The organism is Romboutsia weinsteinii, from assembly GCF_002250835.2.
Lineage (GTDB): Bacteria > Bacillota > Clostridia > Peptostreptococcales > Peptostreptococcaceae > Romboutsia_A > Romboutsia_A weinsteinii.
The window spans coordinates 82,989-95,728 of sequence record NZ_NOJY02000005.1; the positions used below are offsets into that span (position 1 = coordinate 82,989).

Below are 12,740 nucleotides of genomic sequence, written 5' to 3' on the forward strand. Positions count from 1 at the left end.
GTCGGTGACATGAGCGTAGCAAATTTTTATTTTGGCATACCCTTATTATTATTAATATAGAGGAGACATGGATATGAGAATTTACGATATAATAAGAAAAAAAAGAGATAATCATGAATTAAGTAAATTAGAGATTGATTTTTTTGTAGAAAAGTACTCAAAAGGTGAAATACCAGATTATCAAGCTTCTGCTTTATTAATGGCTATCTATTTAAATAAAATGAATAAGCAAGAAACAGTATACCTTACAGAGGCTATGATGAACTCTGGAGAAGTAATAGATTTATCTGCAATAGAAGGTATAAAGGTTGATAAGCATAGTACTGGCGGTGTTGGAGATAAAACAACAATAGCTCTAGCTCCATTAGTAGCGGCTTGTGGAGCACCAGTTGCTAAGATGTCAGGACGAGGTCTTGGACATACAGGAGGAACACTTGATAAGTTAGAAGCTATACCTGGATTTTCTATAGAGATGGAAGCTGAGAAGTTTATTGACTCAGTAAATGAACATAAAATTGCTGTGTGCGGACAAACTGCATCAATAGCTGTTGCAGATAAAAAAATGTATGCATTAAGAGATGTAACAGCTACTGTTGATAATATATCTCTTATAGCAGCGAGTATAATGTGTAAAAAGCTTGCTTCAGGTGCAAATGCAATATTATTAGATGTAAAAACTGGTGATGGAGCATTTATGAAAACTTTAGATGACTCTTTTGAGCTAGCTAAGGCTATGGTTGATATCGGTAACGGAATGAATAGAGAAACTATAGGTATGATTACTGATATGGACGAACCACTTGGTTTTGCAGTAGGAAACTCTTTAGAAGTTATAGAAGCAATAGAAACATTAAAAGGAAATGGTCCAACTGATTTTGTTAACCTTTGTGAGACTTTAGGTGCTTATATGTTAGTATTAGCTAAGGTTGCTAGTACTTACGAAGAAGGTGTACAAAAAATAAAAGAAGCAATAACATCAGGTTCAGCTCTTGATAAATTAAGAGTATTTATAGAGAATCAAGGTGGAGACAAGAGTATAGTTGATGATTACTCATTACTTCCTAAAGCATCTAAAATAGTACCGATAAAAGCTGAAAAATCAGGATATATAAGCAAAATAGAAGCTGAAGAGGTTGGAGTAAGTGCTATGATACTTGGTGCAGGTAGAGAGACAAAGGAAGATGTGCTTGATTTAGCAGCAGGTATAGTGTTAGAAAAGAAAGTTGGAGACTATGTTGAATGTGGTGATATACTAGCGTATATGCATTTAAACAATGAAAATAAATTTGAATCAGCGAGAGAAAGGTTTGTAAAAGCTTATACAATAGTTGATGAAAAAGTAGAACCTAAGAAATTAATCTATGGTGTTGTAACTAAGGATGAAGTAAAAAAATTCTAGAAAAATGATTATAAATAGCTTAACGTGTAAAGAATAACGTTAAGCTATTTTTATGCAATTTAATTAGTTTCGACAATTTTATTGAAAATTTTCATGCTTAGATTTATAATATAAAGGATATAAATATACATAAGGAGTAGATACACCTATGGATTTTAAAAATAATAAAGGGAAAATAATCGGATTGACAGCTATAATATTAATACTGATAGTAGGGGTATTTATATTTAATCAAGTTGGACCATATGACAGAAATAATAAAAAAGAAATAGTAATTGATATACCAAGTGGATCAAGTGTAAGCAGTATAGCGGATATATTATCTGAGAATAAACTAATAAAAAATGAACTTGTGTTCAAAGCGGTAGTAAAATTAAGTAATAAAGCGCCAAAAATAAAGGCTGGTAAATATTTACTTAATCAAACATATTCAAACAATGATATATTAAACTTATTAGTTTCTGGAAAGACGTATAATGATGGTATAAAAATTACAATACCTGAAGGGTCTACATCAAAAGAAATTACAGAGATGTTAATTAATGCAAAACTAGGAAACAGAGAAACCTATGAAAAATTAATAAACAACCCAAGTGAATTCGACGATAAATTTGAGTTTTTAAATGAAGATGACATAATATCTCTAGAAGGATTTTTATATCCTAATACTTATTACTTTAATGAAGAATCAAGTGAGAAAGAAATACTATCAAGCATGTTGTCTCATTTTAGCAAAGAGTATACTGATAAACTAAAGAAGAAGCAACAAGAAATGAAGCTAACACTTCAAGAAGTCGTAAACTTGGCTTCTATAATTGAAAAAGAAGCAGTTTTAGATGAAGATAGACCGACTATAGCTAGTGTATTTTATAATAGATTAAAAATAAATATGGCACTTCAATCTGATGCTACTATACAATATATATTTGATGAAAGAAAGAAAATAGTAACATATAAAGACTTAGAAATTAATTCACCATATAATACTTACAAAAATGTGGGACTACCACCAACTCCAGTTGCAAATCCTGGAATAAAATCGATAGAAGCGGCTTTATATCCAGATAACACTGAGTACTATTATTTTGTAGCTAAAATGGATGGTGGAAATAATTATAGTGAGACATATGAAAAACATTTAAAATATGTTCAAGAATATAAAGACCAAAGAGACAAGCTAAAAGAAAATAAAGAAAAATAAAATTATTTTAATATAAAAATGAACCTTAGTTTCATTTTAATCTAATGCTTAAAGATTATGGATTATGCCTTGAAATATTAAGGCATAATCCTATATTAATGTTTGTCTAAAAATTAAGGAGTGAGTTCAATTGAGTAATATAGTAAATAATTTAGTGGAAGATTATATAAGAAATACTTTACCAGAAAAAAGTGGTTTACTTAAAGAATTAGAAATTTATGCTGAAGAAAATAATGTACCTATTGTACATAAGGAAGTATCAGATTTGTTAAAGGTAATGCTTAAAGTTCAAAAACCTAAGAAGGTACTAGAAGTAGGATGTGCTATAGGATACTCATCAATACTTTTTGCAACAACAATAGGAGAAGGTGCAGACATAACAACTGTAGAAAGAAATGAAAAAATGATAGAAAAGGCTAAAGAAAATATAAAGTTAGCTGGATTTGAAAATAATATAACTATACTAGAAGGAGATGCAGAGGAAATATTAAGTAATATCGAAGGCGAGTTTGATATGATTTTCTTAGATGCAGCTAAAGGGCAGTACAAGTTATTTTATGACATGATAATAGATAAGTTAAAGGTTGGTGGACTTTTAATTTCTGATAATATACTATACAAAGGTATGGTAGCACATGATGACTTTGTTATAAGAAGAAAGAAAACAATAGTAAAGAGAATGAGAAACTATTTAGATTATATATCTACATGTGATTACCTACAAACATCACTTATACCAATAGGAGATGGAGTTGCATTTAGTTACAAAGAAAAAGAAAGAGGTGAGGTTAATGCATAAGGTACAACTTTTGGCTCCTGCGAGGAATTTAGAAAACTTAAAGATAGCGATAGCATATGGTGCTGATGCTGTATATATAGGTGGAGAAGCTTTTGGTATAATTGGGTCTACAAAGGATTATACGAAAGAAGAAATGATAGAAGGTATAAAATTTGCTCATGATAGAGATAAGAAGGTATATGTTACTGTTAATGTACTACCTCATAATGATGACTTTATACAATTAGAAAAATACTTACTAGGTTTAGAGAAAATAGGAGTAGATGCTCTTATAATAGCTGACCCAGGTGTACTTGATATAGTAAAAAAAGTAGTTCCTAATATGGAACTACACTTAGGAAGTCAAGCTAATACTACAAATTACGTAAGTGCTAACTTCTGGTATGAACAAGGCATAAAGAGAGTAGTAGCAACTAGAGAATTATCTTGTGAAGAGATAGCTCAGATAAGAGCAAATACTCCACTTGATTTAGATATAGAAGCTTTTGTACATGGAGAAATATGCATATCTTACTCTGGAAGATGTCTAATAAGCAGTTATATAAGAGGTAATTCGAAAGAAGTATCTCTAGAAGAATTAAGAAATCGTGAATATAGTCTAATGGAAGAAAAAAGACCAGGAGAATATTATCCAGTATATGAAGATGAAAGAGGAACATTCTTATTTAATTCGAAAGATTTATGTATGATAGGTAATATATCAGACTTAATAAAATCAGGTGTAACAAGCCTTAAGATAGAAGCAAGAATGAAAGACTCTTATTATATAGCAGCAGTTGTTAGAGCTTACAGAATGGCAATAGATGCGTTTTATAAAGATCCAACAAAGTGGAAGTTAGAACATGTATGGTTAGAAGAACTTAAAAAAGGTAGCTATAGAGACTTTACAACAGGATTCTATTTAAGTGAAAATAGCGAAGATGCTATAATAGAAGAGGTTGATACTGTATCGAAGCCTTACGAATGTATAGGTATAGTTGTTGATGTGGATCAAAACAATCAAGTTGCTTTAATTAAAACTAAAGGAAATATAAATGTTTTAGAAAAGATAGAAGTAATAGCTCCATATACAGATACAATAGTAGCAACTATAGAAGAATTATATGATGAAGATGAAAACTCAATGGAGAGTATTTCAGATTTAAATAGACTTGTGAAAGTTAAACTATCAACTAAGGTAGATAAGGACTACATGTTAAGGAGAGAAATTAAAAATGACAAAAACTAAAAGACCACTTGTAATTGGGATAACTGGAGGAACTGGATCAGGTAAAAGTACGGTATGCAGAGCGATAATAGACAATATACCAGAAGAAAATATAGCTACTTTAGAACAAGACGCCTACTATAAGGATCAAAGTCATTTAAGCTTTGAAGACAGGCTAAAGACTAATTATGATCATCCACTATCTTTTGATAATGCTTTATTAATAAATCATATAGATGATTTATGCAAAGGAATATCAGTAGAAAAGCCTATTTATGATTATGAACTTCATACTAGAAAGCTTAATGAAACTGTTAATATATCTCCTAAAGATATAATAATAGTAGAAGGTATAATGATTCTAGAGGATGAGGATTTAAGAGATAAGCTAGATATAAAAATATACGTAGATACAGAAGATGATCTTAGAATACTTAGAAGAATACAAAGAGATATCAGAGAGAGAGGTAGAACAGTAGACTCTGTTATAGAACAATACTTATCAACTGTAAAGCCTGCTCATGATCAATTTATAGAACCATATAAAAAATATGCAGATATAATAATGCCAGAAGGTGGACATAATGAGGTTGCTATAGATATAGTTATCTCTAAAATAAGAAGTATATTAGATTAATTTTAAAAATAAGTATTAACCCCTTAGAACTTGTCAAAAATTACAAGTATCTAAGGGGTGATTTTATGTCAAGAATAAAAGGTCCATTATCAAGTCGAAGTAAAAATAGAGCATACATAGCATTTATAATAGGAGCAATTGTTTATGCTTTATTAATTTATAGGTTAGTAGACATACAAATAATAAAAGGTGAAGAGTATACTAATAAGCAATTAAGTCAAGGAAGCGAAAAGGTAGATTTAAATAGTGGTAGAGGTATAATCTATGATAGAAATAATAAACCTCTAACAGATACAGAGAAGAGTAAAGTCTTGATAATACAAAGTGAAAAATTAAGTGAAGGTTATAAAACTATGAACTTAATTAAAGAAGCTACAAAGTTAGAATATACAGACATAGCAAAGATGATTGAGGAACAAATGCCATCATCAAGTATTTTGATTGAAACTGGGTATATAGACAATGCTATGAAAGAGGAATTAGAAGAAAATGAAATAATTATTGAAGAAAAGACATCAAGATATTCAGAAAATGGATTACTATCTCATACTATAGGACACTTGAAAAAATCAGACAGCTCAGGTCAAATGGGAATTGAAAAGAGCATGGATTCTATCCTGAAAGATTCTAATGAACAATATGTATCAGCTTTTAAAGCTGGGGACTCGGGAAATCGTGAAAATCTAAACATATTAAAGGGAAGTATAACTACTGTAAAAGAAAAAGAAAACGATAGACATATTAGATTGACTATTGATTCGAGTATTCAAAAAAAAGTAGAGGAAGTTGTAGATAAAGAAGAAAATCCTACAGCAGTAGTGATTAGTGATGTAGATACAGGCGAAGTACTTTCAATAAGTTCTAGACCTAATTTTGACCCAAATAATATTTATGAAGAAACTATAAGAAGTCAAAATGAGAAAAGTAGTATATTTTTAAACAGAGCAACAAATGTAACATATCCTCCTGGATCTGTTTTTAAAATAGTGGTACTGTATGCTGCATTTGAGAATAGAGTAATAGGAAATGATTACACATATAATTGTACTGGTAAAACACTAGTAGGAAATGATGAGTATTTGAAATGTCATAAATTAGACGGTCACGGATTAGAAACCCTTGAACAAGCATTTGCAAATTCATGTAACACTGCATTTTATGATATTGCAAATAAGGTAGGAGAAGAAAAAATACTAGAGGCAGCAAAGGCTCTCCATGTATCTGATAAGATTGATATAGGAATAGATGAAGAGCGTAGTGCAAAAATTCCTGATAATATAGAGATAAGAAATCTTGCTATAGGCCAAGGTGGTATTGAGTTTACGCCTTTGCAGATAAATCAATTAACTCAAATAGTCGCTAATAATGGTACGTATAAACCTTTATATATCTATGATAGTATAATTGATAATGATAAAAATATAATAAAACCTTTTAAAGTATCTAAAGATGAAGAAATCATTTCTCCATATTCTATTACTAGAATAAAAGAAATGATGAAGAGCGTCTCCAAAGAAGGTACTGCAAAAGAATTAAGCGATCTACCTGGTAAGTGTGGAGTTAAAACTGGTACAGCTCAAAGTAGCCTAAATGGAGTTGAGATAGCACATGGTTGGATTACAGGATTTTATCCAGCTGAAAATCCTAAGTATGCTATAACTGTACTCGTAGAAGGTACAGATGCTGGTAATAAGTCTGCAATACCTATATTTAAAGAAATATGCGAAAAAATAAATAAAAAATAAATAAAAATAATTTCATAACAGTCAATTTGGCCACACCCATTTCATATAATTTAAAATGACATGTAAAAAGAAGGGGGTGGCTTATTGACTATTCTGAAATCATTTGAAAAACCATTAACCCCTGAAGAAGAAGTAGATTATCTAATAAAGTTTAAAGTAGATAAAGATGAATCTGCAAAAGAAGTTTTAATTGAAAGAAACATGAGATTAGTCGCTCATATTGCCAAAAAATATAATAATTCTACTGAAGACCAAGATGACCTTATCTCCATAGGAACTATAGGATTAATAAAGGCAATAGAAACTTACAATGTAGAAAAAGGAACTAGACTTGCAACTTATGCTTCCAAGTGCATAGAAAATGAGATACTAATGAATATAAGAACTAACAAAAAAAATAGAGTTCAAGTATCACTACAAGATCCTATAGGAATGGATAAAGAAGGCAATGAAATAAGCTTAATTGATGTATTAGGTACTGATATAGACTATATATTAGATCAAGTTGAACTGAAAGTACAAATTAGTAAGCTTTATGAACAATTAGACAAAATACTAACAAGTAGAGAAAAAGAAATTGTGCAATTAAGATATGGCCTTACACCTTATGGTTACAAGACTCAAAGAGAGATTGCACAAAAACTGGATATATCCAGATCCTATGTATCTAGAATAGAAAAACGAGCTCTAAAAAAACTAAGAAAAGAACTTAAATCAGAAAAAAGCCTTAACTAAGGCTTTTTTTTGATGTAATCAAGAATTGACAAATTATTCGTATTGTATGTGCTAAGATAACTTATATAGCAAAAAAAATAATATTATAGAGTTTAGAAAATATATATAGATTATATAGTTATAAATTGATTAATTATAATTAAAACAATAAATATATAGGGAAGTGGTGGTTATTATGAATCTATATGGATATATAGAATCAACAAAAAATTTAAACATGATCATTATAACATCTATACCGGTAATATCTATTATTTTATATAGGCTATCTAAAAATGTATCACTCTTAATCATATCAATATTATATCTCCTTGAATTATGCATCTTTGTGCCTATATTAAAAAATAGCCCGGAGCAAGCACAAATTTTATCAAATATATCATACAGCTTATACATATATATTATAAATATATCTATAAGTGTTATTATCATTAAATTATTTATAGTAAAAGAAATAAAAATTTTGACAATAGATTTAGACAAAAATAAAAATAAATTAAAAGTTAATAAAAAATATTTAGTAAAGTCAATAAGTCAAATTTCTAAAGAATGTGAGTTACAAAACAAATATAAAAATGAGATACTATATTTAAATGACAAGATAGGTAAATCAATAGGGGAAGTCAACATGCCTATATTTGTACTTAACTTTAATAAAGAATACATATATAGCAATAAAAGTTTCTTAAGAATGGTTAATGAGGACGGAAATTTACTAAAAAACTTTGATGTAATTAGATACATAAAAGAAAATTTTATAAATGGTATAGACGCTGTAAATCTTATTAAAAGCTCGAGTAGTTTAGAAAGAAATAGCATAACATTAAAAAGTCATGATGACACAGTATATAGATTTATATGCATAGCAGACACGATAGAAGATAAGGGTGTAATATTTTGTATACTAAACGATATAACTGAGAGCACTATAATAAAGAATAAATTGAAAGAAAGTGAAGAAAGATATAGAAACCTAATGGATATATTGACTGATGGAGTAATAATACATAAGAGACATACTGTAAGTTATATAAATGATAAAGCTAGAGAACTTTTTAATATTGATAAAGATACTGGTGAAGAACTCTTAATGGACGATATCAATTTACATATGAGCAAAGGTTATAGAAGTAGTTTTCTTGAAAATATCAATACTATAGCTCTAGGAACATGTGAAAAGACTACTACTAAATTAAAAACCAAGTATGGGAAAAAATTAGAGTTTATAACAACACAGCTAGAAATGAACAATGAAAAAATGATGTTAAGTTTAGTTATAGATGTAACTGACTTAGAGAATGCTGTTGACCAACTTGAAGAAAGTGAAAAGACTTATAAATTATTACTACAGACGTTACCTGAAGGTATAATGATAATTGAAAAAAATACTAAAAATCATATTTATAGAAATAAAGCTATGATAAAAATATTAAAGGATATAGGTGTAGAAACATTAAATGATTTTGTAAGGGAATATATCAGTAAAAAAGAGTATGGAACTTTTAAGAAGTTTTCTGTAGAAAGTAATAAAGAGCTAAATATCTCTATAGCAATAATTTATATGAGAGAAGAAGGGAATTACTTAGTAGTTGTAAGGACCCTACAGAATGAAAAACAAGCTAAAAAAATGGCTGAGAAACTGAGCGAAGTAAAAGCAAAATACAGATTTAATACTGAATTTTTAACTAATGTAACCAAGGATCTAAAAAAACCGATTAATACAATATGTACTGTAAATAACATGCTAGAAATTAATAAAGATAAATATAACTCTTCAAATATTGATAATTATACAAGATTAGTAAGACAGAATTGCTATAGGTTAATACGATTACTTAATAATATTGAAGAAATTGATAAGGTTGACAGCGGGTTACATAAAATGGACATAAAAAAATATAACCTTATAAGCATGGTTGAAAGTATATTAAATCTTGCAAGAAATTATACTAATGAAAAAAATATAGAGATACAATTTAACTCTAGCTTAAAAGAAATATTTTTAAATATTGATAAGGAGAAAATAGAAAGTATTATTCTAAATCTTTTATCGAACTCAATTAAATTTACTGATCCGGGTGGGAAAATTGAAGTAAGCATTAATGATATAAATAAAAATATCGTTTTAACTGTTAAGGACACTGGTGTTGGTATACCTGAAAATAAAATAGGTATGATATTTGAAAACTTCGAACAAATAGACCGAACATTGTCTAGGGGAGCAGAAGGTACTGGTATAGGCTTATCTGTAGTGAAAAAACTAGTACAGGCTCATGATGCAAAAATTAATGTAAAAAGTGAAGTTGGAGTAGGAAGTGAATTTGAAGTAATATTTAAGTCTGAAGAATCTAGACGTGAAATAGATGATTATAAAAATGTGGAATATGCATTTGCAGATAAAGAAAAAATGGATATAGAATTCTCAGATATCTATTTTAATTTGAGTTATTAAATGAAGTAACTAAAATTATGGTTTAAGAGGGGGAGCAAAAATGTATAAGTATATAGATGTATTAAGTATAGCGTTTTTTCTTATGAGTTTATACATACTATATGCAAATTGGAGCACTAGGAAAAATAAAAAAAATACCATCTTGATGTTAACATTAATTATAATAGTAGGTTGCAAATCAATTTGTATTTTAGGAAACTCAAATTTTTTCGATATTATGAGCTTAAGTTACATAAGCAAGATAATAATTTCTTTATTTATAATAAAGATTAATCTAAATATATCGAAGAAAAAAAGTACAAGCTATATTGCATATATAAACTGCATTTTATCAATAGTTTGTATCTTTATGGCTTTTACAAAAGAACAAAATAGTAATGACGCATTAGTAATTTGCTGTATGCTAATAACTACAATCTTCTTATTTACAGTTTATACAGCTACAAATAAACGTAAAGAGTTTAGCAAATTGATAATAGCAATGAATATAGGATACGTTTTAATTAGTCTATTGATTCAAGGACAATATAATTTAATAAGTATAGAACCGATACTAGATTGTATATCGAGTATTTATATATTTGTTAAAATACTAAGACTTTATATTATAAATATAGATAAAAAAATGGAGGATATTATAAGTCAGTTAAGCAAAAGTGAAATAGATATAAAAGAGTATAAAGATAATTTAAAAATAAATAAAAATATAAGTAAAGTTATAGGTAGCAATTTAGAAAAGAAACAAAGTATATTAGATTCAATATTAAATGAATGTAATAGATGTGTATTATTAATTGACCATACAGGTTTTATACTAAATGAAAATGATGGACTCTCGAAAATGTGGCCAGAATATGAAAATATTAATAGAAAAATAACTTTAGACGAATTTGTAGAAAAAAGTATAAAAGACAATATAGAATTTAGAAGTGGCATTATAGATGTAAATAATACTGGTGAAGAAGTTGAAAAAGAAATTGAAGGGAAAGATGGTAGGTACTTTAATTGCACTTACGCTAAATTTAATTTAGGTGATAATAACCTGGGAATTATATGTATAGTAACGGATATTACCTACAGAAAGACAAGTGAAATAAGAATAGAGGAAAATAATACAAAGTATAAAAAGATTGTTGATAATATACCGTACTCAATATTGATGACTAACTCAAATGATATATTATATAATAATGAAAAGAATGCAGAGGTAGACTTTAATAGTGATGATATAAAGAATGTAATATTAAAAACATCAACCAATGGCGAGTTATATTACACGTGTAAGAGCTTAATGCAAGTATGTCTATATATTAATAGAGTTAGTTTTATTGAAGATCAAGAAGATAGAGATCTTATAGTTATTAGAGATATAAGTAAATACAAGGATTTGCTTAAAAAGATAGAAATAAGTAAGAAGCGATATGAAGCATTGGTAAATATTATTCCAGAAGGGATATATATACAAAACTTTGAAAATAAATTATTAACGTATGCAAATTCAACATTTTTAGATATGGTTGGGCTAGACAGTATTGAAGATATAAGATTAGAAGACAAAAATGAGATTATGGTAATACCAAATAAGAATATGTGTGAAAATTTAAATTTTAAAAGGAAGATAGTGAAAAATAGAGCTGGAAAAGATGCACATATAGAATATGGTAGTATGATAATAGATGTAAATAAAAGTCTCAAAACTATAGGTATAGTAAGAGACATAACTGATCAAGTAAAAGCTGAGCTTATGGAAATAGAAATAGAAGAAAAAAATAGAGCTAATAAAATAAAAGCAGAGTTCTTTATTAATATGTCTCATGAACTAAAAACACCACTTAATTTAATTTGCTCATCAAATCAATTAATTGAAAGTCTTTATAAACAAGATATTAAAGATAATCCTGATATAGAGATAGCTCAGGTAACGACGATTGTAAAGAAACACTCTTATATACTAAGAGGATTAATTGATAATATAATGGATTTGGCTAAACTAGAATCAGATTTTAGAGAAACAGAAAAAGATTATTACAACATAGTCCCGATTATTGAAGATGTGGCAATAGAGTTTAATAAATATATTGCTCTTAACAATATGGATATAGTATTTGACACGGATGAAGAAGAGATAATAGCCAATGTAGATCCTGATGATATAGAAGGTATAGTGTTGACTTTGCTCTCTGTAGTTGTAAGATATTCTTTACCAAGTAGTACAATCTATGTAGATTTAGAAAGTAGAAAAAATAAAACTAATATATCAATAAAAAATATAGCCGGTTATGATGGTATTAGGTACTTAAGTGATAAAGATAGAAGAAATCTAGATATAGGTATAATGGTTTCGAAATTAATGATAAAATTATATGGCGGAAATATCGATATTAAAATAGAAAATAAAGATAGTATAGAAGTTAAAGTAAGTATTCAATGTGATGAAAATATAAAGGAATATGCTGATAGAGTTAATAATAGAGCGGATGATTTTATGTATGCTGAATATACAAGAATGTGTAATTTCTAAATAGAAAATCATTATTATCATTATTTACAATATTTGGTATAAAA

The 12,740-nt window shown here is 28.1% G+C and carries 9 protein-coding genes; all 9 read left to right on the plus strand.

Features of this window, described 5'->3' with window-relative positions; genetic code table 11:
• The first annotated feature begins 73 nt into the window (after nt 1–73).
• The 9 genes from CHL78_RS04240 to CHL78_RS04280 all read left to right on the plus strand — a co-directional run bounded on the left by CHL78_RS04240 (nt 74) and on the right by CHL78_RS04280 (nt 12,696).
• The gene (locus CHL78_RS04240; RefSeq protein WP_199533988.1) at nt 74–1,399 is read left to right on the plus strand and encodes a pyrimidine-nucleoside phosphorylase; all 1,326 of its coding nucleotides are present in this window, start codon (nt 74–76) and stop codon (nt 1,397–1,399) included.
• A 148-nt stretch (nt 1,400–1,547) separates the two neighbouring features.
• Nucleotides 1,548–2,600, plus strand: coding sequence for an endolytic transglycosylase MltG (gene mltG / locus CHL78_RS04245; protein WP_094366570.1), 1,053 nt, complete (start codon nt 1,548–1,550; stop codon nt 2,598–2,600).
• 130 nt (nt 2,601–2,730) lie between these two features.
• Nucleotides 2,731–3,399 (plus strand): O-methyltransferase, encoded by a 669-nt coding sequence (locus CHL78_RS04250; RefSeq protein WP_094366571.1) that lies wholly within the window; start codon nt 2,731–2,733, stop codon nt 3,397–3,399.
• Nucleotides 3,392–4,627, plus strand: a complete 1,236-nt coding sequence (locus CHL78_RS04255; protein WP_094366572.1) for a peptidase U32 family protein — start codon at nt 3,392–3,394, stop codon at nt 4,625–4,627. Before CHL78_RS04250 ends, CHL78_RS04255 begins: the two co-directional genes overlap by 8 nt.
• Complete coding sequence (gene udk, locus CHL78_RS04260) at nt 4,614–5,243, plus strand: uridine kinase (RefSeq protein WP_094366573.1); 630 nt, start codon at nt 4,614–4,616, stop codon at nt 5,241–5,243. Before CHL78_RS04255 ends, udk begins: the two co-directional genes overlap by 14 nt.
• A 65-nt stretch (nt 5,244–5,308) precedes the next feature.
• Complete coding sequence (locus CHL78_RS04265; protein ID WP_094366574.1) at nt 5,309–6,988, plus strand: peptidoglycan D,D-transpeptidase FtsI family protein; 1,680 nt, start codon at nt 5,309–5,311, stop codon at nt 6,986–6,988.
• Nucleotides 6,989–7,072: 84 nt separating this feature from the next.
• Nucleotides 7,073–7,723 (plus strand): RNA polymerase sporulation sigma factor SigK, encoded by a 651-nt coding sequence (gene sigK / locus CHL78_RS04270; RefSeq protein WP_094366575.1) that lies wholly within the window; start codon nt 7,073–7,075, stop codon nt 7,721–7,723.
• Between the two features lie 463 nt (nt 7,724–8,186).
• Nucleotides 8,187–10,175, plus strand: coding sequence for a PAS domain-containing sensor histidine kinase (locus tag CHL78_RS04275; RefSeq protein WP_158540629.1), 1,989 nt, complete (start codon nt 8,187–8,189; stop codon nt 10,173–10,175).
• 40 nt (nt 10,176–10,215) lie between these two features.
• Nucleotides 10,216–12,696 carry a PAS domain-containing sensor histidine kinase gene (locus CHL78_RS04280; RefSeq protein WP_094366577.1) on the plus strand — a complete coding sequence of 827 codons (2,481 nt, stop codon included), beginning with the start codon at nt 10,216–10,218 and terminating at the stop codon, nt 12,694–12,696.
• The last annotated feature ends 44 nt before the right edge of the window (nt 12,697–12,740 follow it).

Bases quoted from the DNA above. Each gene is read 5' to 3' on its own strand.
- CHL78_RS04240 (WP_199533988.1), top strand. From the start codon at position 74: ATGAGAATTTACGATATAATAAGAAAAAAAAGAGATAATCATGAATTA.
- mltG (WP_094366570.1), top strand. From the start codon at position 1,548: ATGGATTTTAAAAATAATAAAGGGAAAATAATCGGATTGACAGCTATA.
- CHL78_RS04255 (WP_094366572.1), top strand. From the start codon at position 3,392: ATGCATAAGGTACAACTTTTGGCTCCTGCGAGGAATTTAGAAAACTTA.
- udk (WP_094366573.1), top strand. From the start codon at position 4,614: ATGACAAAAACTAAAAGACCACTTGTAATTGGGATAACTGGAGGAACT.
- CHL78_RS04265 (WP_094366574.1), top strand. From the start codon at position 5,309: ATGTCAAGAATAAAAGGTCCATTATCAAGTCGAAGTAAAAATAGAGCA.
- CHL78_RS04280 (WP_094366577.1), top strand. From the start codon at position 10,216: ATGTATAAGTATATAGATGTATTAAGTATAGCGTTTTTTCTTATGAGT.